General features: G+C 54.2%; 14 protein-coding genes, 1 pseudogene and 1 other annotated feature. Of the genes and pseudogenes, 11 read left to right on the top strand and 4 right to left on the bottom strand.

The features are described from left to right. Nucleotides 1-730 (bottom strand): 6-phosphofructokinase II (pfkB, locus tag PFH44_RS18545; protein ID WP_283825776.1); only part of this gene is annotated, 730 nt, incomplete at its 3' end. Nucleotides 731-1,019: 289 nt separating this feature from the next. On the opposite strand from pfkB, the gene PFH44_RS18540 reads away from it, so the two are divergent. The 10 genes from PFH44_RS18540 (at nucleotide 1,020) to ihfA (ending at nucleotide 10,008) form a co-directional block, all read left to right on the top strand. Continuing rightward, nucleotides 1,020-1,778, top strand: a complete 759-nt coding sequence (locus PFH44_RS18540) for a DUF481 domain-containing protein (protein WP_045858905.1) — start codon at nucleotides 1,020-1,022, stop codon at nucleotides 1,776-1,778. A gap of 269 nt (nucleotides 1,779-2,047) precedes the next feature. Continuing rightward, a complete protein-coding gene (locus tag PFH44_RS18535) occupies nucleotides 2,048-2,281 on the top strand; it encodes a YdgH/BhsA/McbA family protein (protein WP_041146056.1) in 234 nt (77 codons plus the stop codon). Between the two features lie 447 nt (nucleotides 2,282-2,728). Beyond that, on the top strand, nucleotides 2,729-4,657 hold the full coding sequence (gene thrS, locus PFH44_RS18530; protein WP_283825775.1) for a threonine--tRNA ligase: 1,929 nt from the start codon (nucleotides 2,729-2,731) through the stop codon (nucleotides 4,655-4,657). A gap of 3 nt (nucleotides 4,658-4,660) precedes the next feature. After that, nucleotides 4,661-5,203, top strand: a complete 543-nt coding sequence (infC, locus tag PFH44_RS18525) for a translation initiation factor IF-3 (RefSeq protein ID WP_049267827.1) — start codon at nucleotides 4,661-4,663, stop codon at nucleotides 5,201-5,203. A 96-nt stretch (nucleotides 5,204-5,299) separates the two neighbouring features. Further along, nucleotides 5,300-5,497 carry a 50S ribosomal protein L35 gene (rpmI, locus tag PFH44_RS18520; RefSeq protein WP_001124225.1) on the top strand — a complete coding sequence of 66 codons (198 nt, stop codon included), beginning with the start codon at nucleotides 5,300-5,302 and terminating at the stop codon, nucleotides 5,495-5,497. 50 nt (nucleotides 5,498-5,547) lie between these two features. Then, nucleotides 5,548-5,904, top strand: coding sequence for a 50S ribosomal protein L20 (gene rplT, locus PFH44_RS18515; protein WP_004102963.1), 357 nt, complete (start codon nucleotides 5,548-5,550; stop codon nucleotides 5,902-5,904). Nucleotides 5,905-6,022: 118 nt separating this feature from the next. Then, nucleotides 6,023-6,148, top strand: a sequence feature (Phe leader region). Beyond that, complete coding sequence (gene pheM / locus PFH44_RS18510) at nucleotides 6,028-6,072, top strand: pheST operon leader peptide PheM (RefSeq protein ID WP_001386830.1); 45 nt, start codon at nucleotides 6,028-6,030, stop codon at nucleotides 6,070-6,072. (Overlaps the previous feature by 45 nt.) A gap of 169 nt (nucleotides 6,149-6,317) precedes the next feature. After that, entirely contained in the window at nucleotides 6,318-7,301 is a 984-nt protein-coding gene (gene pheS / locus PFH44_RS18505) for a phenylalanine--tRNA ligase subunit alpha (protein ID WP_045858896.1), read from the top strand. Between the two features lie 15 nt (nucleotides 7,302-7,316). Beyond that, a complete protein-coding gene (gene pheT / locus PFH44_RS18500) occupies nucleotides 7,317-9,704 on the top strand; it encodes a phenylalanine--tRNA ligase subunit beta (protein ID WP_283825774.1) in 2,388 nt (795 codons plus the stop codon). A 4-nt stretch (nucleotides 9,705-9,708) separates the two neighbouring features. Continuing rightward, nucleotides 9,709-10,008, top strand: coding sequence for an integration host factor subunit alpha (ihfA, locus tag PFH44_RS18495; protein ID WP_004102960.1), 300 nt, complete (start codon nucleotides 9,709-9,711; stop codon nucleotides 10,006-10,008). A 55-nt stretch (nucleotides 10,009-10,063) separates the two neighbouring features. Here the strand turns inward: ihfA and PFH44_RS18490 are convergent, their stop codons facing one another. From PFH44_RS18490 to admX, 3 genes are read right to left on the bottom strand one after another with little or no spacing between them, the layout of a single operon-like run. Next, nucleotides 10,064-10,417: a RidA family protein gene (locus tag PFH44_RS18490; protein ID WP_152644026.1), complete on the bottom strand. Its 354-nt coding sequence runs from the start codon at nucleotides 10,415-10,417 to the stop codon at nucleotides 10,064-10,066. After that, a complete protein-coding gene (locus PFH44_RS18485) occupies nucleotides 10,414-11,667 on the bottom strand; it encodes a D-amino acid dehydrogenase (protein WP_283825773.1) in 1,254 nt (417 codons plus the stop codon). The genes PFH44_RS18490 and PFH44_RS18485 overlap by 4 nt, the downstream gene beginning before the upstream one ends. 50 nt (nucleotides 11,668-11,717) lie before the next feature. After that, nucleotides 11,718-12,632, bottom strand: a complete 915-nt coding sequence (gene admX, locus PFH44_RS18480) for an HTH-type transcriptional regulator AdmX (protein WP_283825772.1) — start codon at nucleotides 12,630-12,632, stop codon at nucleotides 11,718-11,720. A gap of 277 nt (nucleotides 12,633-12,909) precedes the next feature. Between admX and PFH44_RS18475 the strand changes: the two are divergent. Further along, a pseudogene (locus PFH44_RS18475) lies at nucleotides 12,910-13,662 on the top strand (gluconate:proton symporter); the annotation flags it as partial.

Raw genomic sequence — 13,662 nt, 5'->3', positions numbered from 1 at the left:
GTGGGACAACCTGTACGCTGCCGCTGCTATCGACACCCAGCGCCCCCTGCGGGCCGAGGGAGACGACGACTCTTCGGGCTTTGCCCGAGCGGATCAGCTCCTGTGCCGCCTGGCGAACGTCGTTCGGCTGGCTCAGATCGCGCTGGACGAGCGCGCTCAGCTCTTTTTGGTTAGGTTTGACGAGCTCAATGTTACCGACCTCAAGCGCGGCCGCGAGCGCTTCTCCGGAGCTGTCGATAATGCAGCGTAGCTGATGCTGTTGCGCCTTTTTTACCAGTTGGGTCAGGTTTTCAATATCGATCCCCGGCGGCAGGCTGCCGCTGATCACCAGCAGCGAGCCGGGCTCAATCGCCAGCACCTTCTCCTCGAGAAGGCGGAACTCCTGCTGGGTTAGCGCCGCGCCGGGCATCACGAAGCGATACTGTTCGCCGCTGGAATCAACGTGGACGTGCAGGTTTTGTCGCGTCCAGTCGCCGGTATCGACGGTTTCTACGGGAACCTGCTCATCGGCAAGCAGGGCGGTGAGATGTTCCCCGGTTGCGCCGCCAGCGGGGAAAATTGCCGTGGCGTGGCCGCCGAGAAAGGTAATTGCGCGGGCGACGTTAATGCCGCCGCCTCCGGGTTCGAAAACCGGTGCGCTGCAGCGTAGTTTACCTTCCGGATAGATCTGCGGGGTCTGGGTGGCGCTGTCGAGCGAAGGAGCCAGAGTAAGCGTATAAATTTTGGTCATCAAATTTCCTCCATGATACGAGTCGGCTGTTCTTTTTTTAAGCATGGCACTTCTTATTGCTAAGGGAAAGCATACGCGGCGGGGATTTGTCGGGAAGAGGCTATTTTCATTATAAAATAAAGATAATTCTGAGGGCCGTCTTATTCAAAAAATGACAGAGTAATTGATTGCTATGTTAATCGTGCTTTTTTATAATTTATCGCCTTTCATTGGACCAGCAGCAGCGATCCTCGCGAAAGTTTCCGGGACCATCTGGGTCTCTCTTTTTGTTGTACGGACTCTAAATTAAATGAAGCTTTTGAAGACAGTACCCGCAGCGGCTATGCTGGCGGGGGGGCTATTCGCGTCTGCGTGCGCAATGGCCGACGATTCCGTTTTTACTGTTATGGATGACCCTTCCACTGCCAAAAAACCTTTCGAAGGTGCTGTTAACGCCGGCTATCTGGCGCAGTCCGGAAATACGAAAAGTTCCTCAGCGACCGCGGATTCTACGCTGACCTGGTATGGCAATACGACGGCATGGTCGCTGTGGGGTAACGCCAGTAATACCTCGTCCAACGATCAGCGCTCTTCCGAGAAGTACGCGGTCGGCGGCCGTAGCCGCTATAACCTAACCGACAGCAACTACCTGTTCGGCCAGGCCAGCTGGCTGACTGACCGCTATAACGGCTACCAGCAGCGCGACGTGCTGACCGCCGGTTACGGTCGTCAGATTCTGAACGGGCCGGTGCACAGCCTGCGTTTTGAATTTGGTCCTGGCGTACGCTATGACGAATATACCGATGGCGATAATGAGACCCAGCCGCTGGGCTACGCTTCAGGTACCTGGGCATGGCAGATGACCGATAACACCAAATTCACCCAGGGCGTCTCCGTGTTTGGCGCCGAAGATACCACGGTGAACTCAGAAAGCGCGCTCAACGTCGCTATCAACGCCCACTTTGCGCTGCGCGTTGCCTACAACTTAACGTGGAACTCCCAGCCGCCGTCCTCGGCGCCGGAGCATACCGACCGTCGCACCACGCTGTCGCTCGGCTATAAGATGTAATATTTTCAGGCCGGTTATTCCGGCCTGATTGTTTTAAATTTAGCAATAAGTGACATTATTATTTTTGGTCTTTTGTTTTGTTTTTTATAAAAAGAAAATAGCCTCCATAATTTCCTCATAATTGATTATCTTGATAAATATTTAACTTTTTTGACACGAATAGCTAAATATTTAGTCGGACAAAAATGTGATCTGGATCTATACTATCCGTCACAGGCAGAGATGATGTCTTTGCTCGAAATCCTTACGTAAATAAGAGAATCATCACTATGAAAAATAGCAAAATCGCAACTGCGGCCGTGATGCTGTGCGCGCTCTCGTTCGGCGCCTTAGCCGCTAATCCAGTCCCACAGCCAGGCAGCAAGGACCATACCCAGGTCGGCATTGCTAAAGCGACCGACGTTGAAGCAGGCTCTAATATTGCCCCGGGATCGCAGTCAACGGGTCAGACTATGGGCGATGCTTTTAATGTTCATAAACTCGTTGCCGGTGAATGGTCCTGATATTTCATTCTTCCGCCGGACTGTCTCTTATATTTTGAGAAATATAAAGCCGGGTAAAGATGTACCGGTTTGACAGGCATATGTTTGGCTCCGCGTTTTGATTTTGCCCGCTACTCACTACCGCACGTAAGCAATACGGCGCGGGCGCTTATTTTTGTCATTTTTATCTCAACCCGTCGTCTCTTGCGATCTTTGGCCCCGTCCTCCTTGTTTTATCATTAATAGCAGCCATTTAGTGGGTTGTGACTTTTATCACGCACTAATGATGTGTAAACTAAAGCCCGGTGTTATCAGCAGGCGGCTGCAGGTGAGAACGGTGGGGTTAACCCCGTGCTCATATTTTCGCAGAGTGAAGCGGGAGCTCGGTCTGAACTTGCTGATAATTATGATTATATTGTTTTGTATGTGCTCTTTCGTGTGGGGCACCACTGCAAATAAGGACATGAAATGCCTGTAATTACGCTTCCTGATGGCAGCCAACGCCATTTTGACCACGCGGTTAGCCCGCTTGACGTTGCCCTCGACATCGGCCCTGGCCTGGCGAAAGCCACCATCGCTGGCCGTGTGAACGGCGAGCTGGTTGATGCCTGCGATCCCATCGAAAACGATGCAACGCTCTCTATCATCACCGCTAAAGATGAAGACGGCCTGGAGATTATTCGTCACTCCTGCGCGCATCTGTTAGGTCATGCGATTAAGCAGCTGTGGCCGAACACCAAAATGGCTATCGGCCCGGTTATCGATAACGGCTTCTATTATGATGTTGATATCGATCGTACGCTGACCCAGGAAGACCTCGACGCGCTCGAAAAACGTATGCACGAGCTTGCCGAGAAAAACTACGACGTCATCAAGAAAAAAGTCAGCTGGCATGAAGCGCGTGAAACCTTCGTGCAGCGCGGCGAGACCTATAAAGTGTCGATCCTTGATGAGAATATTGCTCATGATGACAGGCCCGGCTTGTATCATCATGAAGAGTACGTCGACATGTGCCGTGGGCCGCACGTGCCGAACATGCGTTTCTGTCATCATTTCAAACTGATGAAAACCGCTGGCGCCTACTGGCGCGGCGATAGCAACAATAAGATGTTGCAACGTATTTATGGCACCGCGTGGGCGGATAAAAAGGCGCTCAACGCCCATCTGCTGCGCCTGGAAGAAGCATCTAAGCGCGACCACCGTAAGATCGGTAAGCAGCTTGACCTGTATCATATGCAGGAAGAAGCGCCGGGTATGGTATTCTGGCACAACGATGGCTGGACTATCTTCCGTGAACTGGAAACTTTCGTCCGCTCTAAGCTGAAAGAGTACCAGTATCAGGAAGTCAAAGGCCCATTTATGATGGACCGTGTGCTGTGGGAAAAAACCGGCCACTGGGACAACTACAAAGATGCGATGTTCACCACTTCTTCTGAGAACCGTGAGTACTGCATCAAGCCGATGAACTGCCCGGGTCACGTGCAGATCTTTAATCAGGGCCTGAAATCTTACCGCGATCTGCCGCTGCGTATGGCGGAGTTCGGTAGCTGCCATCGTAACGAGCCGTCAGGCGCGCTGCATGGTCTGATGCGCGTTCGCGGCTTTACTCAGGATGACGCGCATATTTTCTGTACTGAAGAGCAGGTGCGTGATGAAGTTAACGCCTGTATTCGTATGGTCTACGATATGTACAGCACCTTTGGCTTCGAAAAAATCGTCGTCAAGCTCTCAACTCGTCCGGAAAAACGTATCGGAAGCGACGAGGCCTGGGATCGTGCTGAGGCGGATCTGGCAGTCGCGCTGGAAGAAAACAATATCCCATTTGAGTATCAGCTGGGTGAAGGCGCGTTCTACGGTCCTAAAATTGAATTCACTTTGTATGACTGCCTCGATCGTGCATGGCAGTGCGGAACGGTACAGCTGGACTTCTCTCTGCCGCAGCGTTTAAGCGCCTCGTATGTAGGCGAAAGCAACGAGCGTCAGGTACCGGTAATGATTCACCGTGCTATCCTTGGTTCCCTGGAGCGCTTTATTGGCATCCTGACCGAAGAGTTTGCCGGCTTCTTCCCAACCTGGCTTGCGCCAGTGCAGGTCGTGGTCATGAATATTACTGATTCTCAGGCCGATTACGTTAACGAATTGACGCGTAAACTACAAAATGCGGGCATTCGTGTAAAAGCGGACTTGAGAAATGAGAAGATTGGCTTTAAAATCCGCGAGCACACTTTACGTCGTGTCCCGTACATGTTGGTCTGTGGCGACAAAGAAGTCGAAGCCGGTAAAGTAGCCGTGCGTACCCGTCGCGGGAAAGACCTCGGCAGCATGGACGTAAATGAAGTGATCGAAAAGCTGCAACAAGAGATTCGCAGCCGCAGTCTTCAACAACTGGAGGAATAAGGTATTAAAGGCGGAAAACGAGTTCAAACGGCGCGTCCGAATCGTATTAATGGCGAAATTCGCGCGCAAGAAGTTCGCTTAACAGGTCTGGAAGGCGAGCAGCTTGGTATTGTGAGTCTGAGAGAAGCTCTGGAAAAAGCTGAAGAAGCCGGAGTAGACTTAGTCGAAATCAGCCCTAACGCCGAGCCGCCGGTTTGTCGTATCATGGATTACGGCAAATTCCTCTATGAAAAGAGTAAGTCTTCTAAGGAACAGAAGAAAAAACAAAAAGTTATCCAGGTTAAGGAAATTAAATTCCGACCTGGTACCGATGATGGCGACTACCAGGTAAAACTCCGCAGCCTGGTTCGCTTTCTGGAAGAGGGTGATAAAGCTAAGATCACGCTGCGTTTCCGCGGTCGTGAGATGGCTCACCAGCAGATCGGTATGGAAGTGCTCAACCGCGTCCGTGACGATCTGAGTGAACTGGCAGTGGTCGAATCCTTCCCATCGAAGATCGAAGGCCGCCAGATGATCATGGTGCTCGCTCCGAAGAAGAAACAGTAAGGCCTTCAAGTAGCAATTCCTGTGGCGCCCTTGGGCCTCGCAGGGACTGTTCGCCTACGTTTCGTTTATTAACAATGCGAAGTGGAAGTTATTAAAATGCCAAAAATTAAGACCGTACGCGGTGCTGCTAAGCGCTTCAAAAAAACCGGTAAAGGTGGTTTTAAGCACAAGCACGCTAACCTGCGTCACATTCTGACCAAAAAAGCTACCAAGCGTAAACGTCACCTGCGTCCGAAAGCCATGGTTTCCAAAGGCGATCTGGGCCTGGTAATCGCGTGCCTGCCGTACGCATAAGTCGTTAACCCTTTTAACTTTTTAATTAGAATAGATACAGGAGAGCACATATGGCTCGCGTAAAACGTGGTGTAGTTGCCCGTGCACGTCACAAGAAAATTTTGAAACAAGCTAAAGGCTACTACGGTGCGCGTTCTCGCGTATACCGCGTTGCCTTCCAGGCTGTTATCAAAGCAGGTCAGTACGCTTATCGTGACCGTCGTCAGAAAAAGCGTCAGTTCCGTCAACTGTGGATTGCGCGTATCAACGCAGCAGCACGTCAGAACGGTATTTCTTACAGCAAATTCATCAACGGCCTGAAAAAAGCCTCTGTTGAAATTGACCGTAAGATCCTGGCTGACATCGCAGTATTCGACAAATTAGCGTTCACCGCTCTGGTCGAAAAAGCAAAAGCAGCTCTGGCATAAGCCAGTTGAAAGAGGGAGCTTGTCTCCCTCTTTTTGTTTCAACACTATCAATACATTGACTTTTATTGCTGTAAGCTTTTCAATACAGGTCTTAGGTTTCGTGTCAGACAAGGTAATGCAAGCATGAATGCTGCTATTTTCCGCTTCTTTTTTTACTTTAGCACCTGAACTCAGGAGGCTAGCGCGTGAGAAAAGAAACGAAAAACAGCGCCAGAAAGCCTCCCACCGTGGAGGCTTTTTTCGTATATGAACTGGCTCGTTCTATTTCAAGCTGCAGGTGCGTGGCTTAATGCGCGTCATCCCGCCGGAATCTGCGTACTGGACAACGGCTTGACCCGCTGCCTGCGACTCGAAATAGTCAGAGCAAAATAATGACCATAACCGGTGTCTGCACCGACATAATGAGGAAAACCATGTCACATCTCGCAGAGCTGGTTGCCAGTGCGAAGGCAGCCATTAATGAGGCATCAGATGTTGCCGCGCTGGACAACGTCCGCGTGGAATACCTGGGAAAGAAAGGGCATCTGACCCTTCAGATGACGACCCTGCGTGAGCTGCCGCCAGAAGAGCGCCCGGCTGCAGGTGCGGTGATCAACGAAGCCAAAGAGCAGGTCCAGCAGGCGCTCAACGCGCGTAAAGCCGATCTGGAAGGCGCCGCGCTGAATGCGCGTCTGGCCGCTGAGACCATTGACGTCTCGCTGCCGGGGCGTCGGATTGAAAACGGCGGCCTGCATCCGGTTACCCGCACTATCGACCGCATCGAAAACTTCTTCGGCGAGCTCGGCTTTACGGTGGCAACCGGTCCGGAGATCGAAGATGACTACCATAACTTCGATGCGCTGAATATTCCGGGCCATCACCCGGCGCGCGCTGACCACGATACCTTCTGGTTCGATGCTACCCGTCTGCTGCGTACTCAGACTTCCGGCGTGCAGATTCGTACTATGGAACATCAGCAGCCGCCGATTCGTATTATCGCTCCTGGTCGCGTTTATCGTAACGATTACGATCAGACCCATACCCCGATGTTCCATCAGATGGAAGGCCTGATTGTTGATAAGAATATTAACTTCACCAACCTGAAAGGGACGCTGCACGACTTCCTGCGTAACTTCTTTGAAGAAGATCTGCAAATTCGTTTCCGTCCGTCCTACTTCCCGTTTACCGAACCCTCTGCTGAAGTTGACGTCATGGGTAAAAACGGCAAGTGGCTGGAAGTGCTCGGCTGCGGCATGGTGCACCCGAACGTCCTGCGCAACGTCGGCATCGACCCGGAAGTCTATTCCGGCTTCGCCTTTGGTATGGGCATGGAGCGTCTGACCATGCTGCGTTATGGCGTAACCGACCTACGCGCGTTCTTCGAAAACGATCTGCGTTTCCTCAAACAGTTTAAATAAGGGCAGGACAGAACAATGAAATTCAGTGAACTGTGGTTACGCGAATGGGTTAATCCGGCGATCGACAGCGAAGCCCTGGCGAATCAGATTACGATGGCCGGCCTCGAAGTTGACGGCGTTGAGCCGGTTGCCGGCAGCTTCAACGGCGTCGTCGTCGGTGAAGTCGTCGAGTGCGGCCAGCACCCGAACGCTGACAAGCTGCGGGTGACCAAAATTAACGTCGGCGGCGAACGCCTGCTGGATATCGTGTGCGGCGCGCCGAACTGCCGCCAGGGTCTGAAGGTTGCGGTTGCTACTATCGGCGCCGTACTGCCGGGTGACTTCAAAATTAAAGCGGCAAAACTGCGCGGCGAGCCTTCCGAAGGGATGCTGTGTTCGTTTTCCGAGCTGGGTGTTTCCGACGATCATAGCGGAATTATCGAACTGCCGGCAGATGCGCCGATTGGCACCGATATCCGTGAATATCTGAAGTTTGACGACAACACCATCGAAATCAGCGTGACGCCGAACCGTGCCGACTGTTTAGGTATCATCGGCGTCGCTCGCGACGTGGCGGTACTGAATAAAGAGCCGCTGAACGCGCCGGAAATCACGCCGGTAGCGGCGACGATTGCCGATACGCTGCCCATTACCGTTGACGCGCCGGACGCGTGCCCGCGCTACCTGGGACGCGTGGTTAAAGGCATCAATGTTAAAGCGCCCACTCCGCTGTGGATGAAAGAGAAGCTGCGTCGCTGCGGCATCCGCTCCATCGATGCGGTGGTGGATGTCACCAACTACGTTCTTCTCGAGCTCGGCCAGCCGATGCACGCCTTTGACCGCGATCGCATCGAAGGCGGCATCGTGGTGCGGATGGCGAAAGAGGGCGAAACGCTGGTGCTGCTCGACGGTTCCGAAGCTAAGCTCGACGCTGACACGCTGGTTATCGCAGACCACCAGAAGGCGCTGGCAATGGGCGGCATCTTTGGCGGCGAGCACTCCGGCGTGAACGACGAAACGCAGAACGTGCTGCTGGAGTGCGCATTCTTCAGCCCGCTGTCTATCACCGGTCGCGCGCGCCGCCACGGCCTGCATACCGATGCTTCCCACCGCTATGAGCGCGGGGTCGACCCGGCGCTGCAGCACAAGGCCCTGGAACGCGCAACCCGCCTGCTGATCGATATCTGCGGCGGCGAAGCCGGCCCGGTGATCGACGTGACCAACGACGCGACCCTGCCGAAGGCGGCAACCATTACCCTGCGCCGCAGCAAGCTGGATCGCCTGATTGGCCATCACATTGATGATGCTCAGGTTAGCGATATTCTTAGCCGCCTGGGTTGTGAAGTGACCGCGGGCGAAGGCCAGTGGCAGGCCGTCGCGCCGAGCTGGCGTTTTGATATTGCGATCGAAGAAGATCTGGTTGAAGAAGTTGCCCGCGTATACGGCTATAACAACATTCCTGACGAACCGGTCCTGGCCGGCCTGATTATGGGCACCCACCGCGAGGCGAACCTGTCGCTTAAGCGCGTGAAAACCCTGCTCATCGACAAAGGCTATCAGGAAGTTATTACCTATAGCTTCGTTGACCCGAAAGTACAGCAGCTGATTCACCCGGGTGAAGAGGCGCTGATCCTGCCAAGCCCAATCTCCAGCGAAATGTCGGCGATGCGCCTGTCGCTGCTGACCGGCCTGCTGGGCACCGTGGTATATAACCAGAATCGCCAGCAGAGCCGCGTGCGCATCTTTGAGAGCGGTTTACGCTTTGTTCCTGATACCGAGGCTCCGCTGGGGATCCGTCAGGACGTGATGCTGGCCGGCGTAATTTGCGGCAATCGCGTTGATGAGCACTGGAACCTGGCAAAAGAGACCGTCGATTTCTATGATTTAAAAGGCGATCTGGAGTCCGTTCTCGACCTGACCGGTAAATTATCCGCCATCGAATTCCGCGCAGAAGCGAACCCCGCGCTGCATCCGGGACAGTCGGCAGCGATTTATCTTAAAGGTGAACGCATTGGTTTCATTGGGGTTGTTCATCCTGAACTGGAACGTAAACTGGATCTGAACGGTCGCACTTTGGCGTTTGAGCTGGAGTGGAACAAGCTCGCAGACCGCGTGGTGCCTCAGGCGCGCGAGATTTCTCGTTTCCCGGCAAACCGTCGCGACATCGCGGTCGTCGTCGCTGAAAACGTACCCGCAGCTGATGTTTTGACCGAGTGTAAGAAAGTTGGCGTAAATCAGGTAGTTGGCGTAAACTTATTTGACGTGTACCGCGGTAAAGGCGTTGCAGAAGGCAGTAAGAGCCTTGCAATCAGCCTAATCCTTCAGGATACCAGCCGTACACTCGAAGAAGAGGAGATTGCCGCTACCGTCGCCAAATGTGTAGAGGCATTAAAAGAGCGATTCCAGGCCTCATTGAGGGATTGAACCTATGGCGCTTACAAAAGCTGAAATGTCAGAATATCTGTTTGATAAGCTTGGGCTTAGCAAGCGGGATGCCAAAGAACTGGTAGAGTTGTTTTTCGAAGAGGTTCGTCGTGCTTTGGAAAACGGAGAACAGGTAAAACTCTCCGGATTCGGCAACTTCGATTTGCGTGATAAAAACCAGCGCCCGGGTCGTAACCCGAAAACGGGGGAAGATATTCCGATTACAGCCCGGCGCGTGGTGACCTTCAGACCCGGTCAGAAACTTAAAAGCCGCGTCGAAAACGCCTCGCCCAGAGACAAATAATCTGAACTAACTAAAAAGGCCGCTGATGCGGCCTTTTTTCTTTTCATTTTCAGGATCAGGCTTTTACGGCAGTGACCATCACTTCGACGAGAATATCCGGGCGCGCCATCTCTGCCTGGACGGCCGCGCGCGCCGGGCTGTGGCCTTCCGGCAGCCAGGCAACCCAGGCCTCGTTAAAACCGGCAAAATCGCGGGGCATGTTTTTCAGCCAAACCTGCGCGGAAAGAATGTGCCCGTTGTCGCTACCGGCTGCCGCCAGCAGGGCGTCGATTTTCTCTAAGACTTCACGCGTCTGCTGAATAATATCCTCCTCGCTGCTTTTCGGCGTTTGCCCCGATAAAAAGATCAGGTTGCCATATTCGACGCTGGCGGAAAGACGCGGCTGCGGATTGTTACGGATAATGTTCATGCTGATTTTTTCCATGTCAGGCCATCTAAAGCGATGGCGGGGTTTTCGCTATCGAGCAGGGCGCCGAGCACCGCCGCGCTGCCGGCGGCGAGGGTGAAGCCCAGGCTACCCTGGCCGAGGTTCATCCACAGGTTTTGGTAGCCGGCACGTCCCAGCAGCGGAGGGCCGGCAGGCGTAGAAGGGCGCATACCGCTCCAGGCCTGCGCATCCTCAATACCCTGGAGCTCGGGGAAGCTGCCGGCAACAATATTTTTCAACGCCGCAATACGCTCAGGGCGCAGCCCGTCGCCGTCGTAGCCGATATCAACCATCGCGGCGATACGCAGCTGCTCTCCGAGGCGGGCATAGACAATTTTGTGCCCATAGTCGGTGACGCTGATATCCGGCGCGATCCCGGCCTGACCCGGATAGGGCAGCGTCAGGCTGTAGCCTTTCAGACCGCAAAGCGGCACGTGAATTCCCGTGCCAGCCAGCAACGGGCTGCTGCCATTGCCGGCGGCAACCACAAAATCATCGCCGACAATCGTTCCCCGGCTGGTTTCCGCCGAGTGAATACGATCGCCTTTTTTATTCAGACGGCGAACGTCGCAGTCGCCGGTGAGGGTAAAGCCGGCGCTGGCGTTGAGTTTCTCCAGCAGCGCCAGGCAAAACTGATGGCAGTCGGCGGTTTCGTCGCCGGGGGAATAAATACCGCCGCACAGCGAGGTGCGAATATGCCTGAGCGCGGGTTCAAGTTCGATACACTCGGCTCCGCTCAGGGAGCGCTGATATTGCGGATTGATCCCTGTTTCCGCTTTATTCAGATCATACTCCCGGCGATGGACGACTAATTTCCCGCAGCGTCGCCAGTGAAAGTCGCTCAGATTATCCTCATTCAACCACGCCTGCATAACCTGACGGCTGAGCAGCGACAGGCGCAGGATATGATCGCCGTTCATCTTATTGGTCCGGCTGTTGCAGGCGCGCAGGAACTGCAGCAGCCAGCGCCACTGGTCTGGCGACATCCGCAGGCGCATATTGAGCGGCGAGTCGCTCTTGCCCATCCATTTTATTCCCTGCAGCGGCACGCCGCGGTCGGCCAGCGGCGCGACGTAGCGGTAGCTGAGCTGGCCGCCGTTGGCAAAGCTCGTCGCCAGGCCGGGGTTCGCATTGCGCTCCAGCAGCTGGACCTCGTGGCCGCGCTTAATGAATACATAGGCCGTCGCCAGCCCGATAACGCCCCCACCGATAATAACGATGCGTTTTTTCATAACCTGAGATATCCGCCGCTGATAAATGCAATGGCGCTATGTCAAAGCATTTACCCCTGTGGCGCAATTGACTTTTTATTTTCAGGGTATAACCCCAGGTTAATTTCCTGCAGCTGTTTACGCAGCTGCAGGCAGATAAAATCGACAAATTTATGCGCAATCGGACTCAGGGAAACATCCGCCCGACGCAGCAGGCAGAGCGGGATCGTCATCGGCGGCGAAATAGGGTGGATCATCGTCGGGGTCAGGTTGTGACGCGCGGAAAAAATATCGGTAATGCTGCAGCCCATGCCGCGCTTAACAAACTCAGTGGCCATGTAGTAGGTCTGAACGTTGAGGCGGGTCGTCGAGAAGTCGCGGCGGGTAGCAATGGCGGCCGACAGCGAGTGGGGGCCGGGAGAGATCCAGCGCTGCTGGTCTATCTCATCGATCGCCACCACGCCCTGGCGGTAGTCGCGGTCGATGTAGACCAGCGGCACCTCGGCAATGGTGATGGGGATGATTTCACCCTGCTGAACCGGCTGGAGCGTCAGAGCCAGATCGATCTCGCGCAGATCCAGTTTCTTGACCAATGTCTCAGTATGTTCCGTGGTCAGGGTCATCACCAGATTCGCGTTTTGCTGATAGAAGTCGGTCACCATTTCCGGCACCAGGCTCAGCCCGAGGCTGGGCAAACAGCCGAGGCTAATTTTCGCCCGCGGGTCGCGCGCCAGGTTGTCGGCAAGCAGGCGCAGATTATCCAGATCCTGGTAGATATTCTGCGCCTTCTCGAACAGCGTCAGCGCTTCACTGCTCGGCAGCAGCTTGCCGCGAACGCGCTGAAAGAGCTTAAAACCCAGCTTCGTTTCGGCGTTTTTGAGCGCCTTACTGGCCGCCGGTTGAGAGATATTCAGCGACTCCGCTGCTCGTGAAAGGGTGCCGCAGGTCATCACGGCGTGGAAGATTTCCAGGTGACGCAGTTTCATCAGGGGTTAACTCAGGGTTATATGGGCCAGATAAAAATTCATTTTCTAATAACAATAAATTAACATAAATTCAATTCACAATCAGCGTTCTGTTTACTTATTGCGCTTTTTGCCCCGCCGGCAGGCGGATAATCCGATTCTCAGAACAATACCTGTTGTCCCTACGCAAACCCTCAGGCCCTGGTGCCAACAATTATAACGAGGGGGATATTTTCTGAGCTGGCCCAAATGCGCTGACCTGAAATAGCGGTTGGTTTTATTGGCATCAAGGAGTTGTATGAGTGACTCAACGCTCTCCGGTAATCCTGTTACCCGAAGAACGATTACCAGAAAAAATATCGTTATTGGCCTGCTGTCAGGGCTGTTTTTATTGATTGCATTTTGGTGTCATGGCCGCCCCAGCGCAGAGCTGGGACTCCTCAGTTTTACCCCGCTGGTAGCATTAGCCGCACTGTCGCTTATTGGCGTGGATATCGTGCTGGCGGTTATTTCATCAATTATTATTGCGATGATCATGACCTCTACCGGGCTGCCGGAAATGGGCGCGATGCTGGCGAAATCGACCGGCTCTTTTATCGCCACCGTCGGGCTAATCATTATGCTCGGTGCCGGGGTGGGGGAAGTGGCTACCCGCACCGGCGCGGCGGTAGAGCTGGTCAAATTCGTGGTTCATCGCATTGGCCTCTCCAGCCAAACGCGGGTGAAATTTGGTATCGTTGCCTCCTCGATTCTGATTTGCGGCGCCCTGGGCACCATGGCCGGCGGTAACGCTATTATCGTCGCGGTGATTATTCCCATCGCCGCTGCGGTGCGCCTGACGCCGCCCACGGTGGCCGCGCTGATGATGACCGCCGGTTCCATCGGGCTGTTTACCGGCCCCTTTACCCCGAGTACGGTGACGATTCTTAAGCTCGGAGGCCTGAGCTATCCGGACTATTTGCTCTACGTCGGTCTGCCGATGAGCGCCGTCACGCTGCTGGCCGGCTGGGTCATGGCGGGGCGTATCCAGAAAATGACCGAGGGCAAGCTG

This window comes from Klebsiella sp. Ech2A (genome assembly GCF_030078455.1).
Lineage (GTDB): Bacteria > Pseudomonadota > Gammaproteobacteria > Enterobacterales > Enterobacteriaceae > Klebsiella > Klebsiella terrigena.
The sequence above is the reverse complement of the archived record's forward strand: the minus strand, read 5'-3'. Positions and strand labels throughout refer to the sequence as shown.

Coding starts and splice junctions, on each gene's coding strand:
- PFH44_RS18540 (WP_045858905.1), top strand. CDS start 1,020: ATGAAGCTTTTGAAGACAGTACCCGCAGCGGCTATGCTGGCGGGGGGG.
- PFH44_RS18535 (WP_041146056.1), top strand. CDS start 2,048: ATGAAAAATAGCAAAATCGCAACTGCGGCCGTGATGCTGTGCGCGCTC.
- thrS (WP_283825775.1), top strand. CDS start 2,729: ATGCCTGTAATTACGCTTCCTGATGGCAGCCAACGCCATTTTGACCAC.
- rpmI (WP_001124225.1), top strand. CDS start 5,300: ATGCCAAAAATTAAGACCGTACGCGGTGCTGCTAAGCGCTTCAAAAAA.
- rplT (WP_004102963.1), top strand. CDS start 5,548: ATGGCTCGCGTAAAACGTGGTGTAGTTGCCCGTGCACGTCACAAGAAA.
- pheS (WP_045858896.1), top strand. CDS start 6,318: ATGTCACATCTCGCAGAGCTGGTTGCCAGTGCGAAGGCAGCCATTAAT.
- pheT (WP_283825774.1), top strand. CDS start 7,317: ATGAAATTCAGTGAACTGTGGTTACGCGAATGGGTTAATCCGGCGATC.
- ihfA (WP_004102960.1), top strand. CDS start 9,709: ATGGCGCTTACAAAAGCTGAAATGTCAGAATATCTGTTTGATAAGCTT.
- PFH44_RS18490 (WP_152644026.1), bottom strand. CDS start 10,417: ATGAACATTATCCGTAACAATCCGCAGCCGCGTCTTTCCGCCAGCGTC.
- PFH44_RS18485 (WP_283825773.1), bottom strand. CDS start 11,667: ATGAAAAAACGCATCGTTATTATCGGTGGGGGCGTTATCGGGCTGGCG.
- admX (WP_283825772.1), bottom strand. CDS start 12,632: ATGAAACTGCGTCACCTGGAAATCTTCCACGCCGTGATGACCTGCGGC.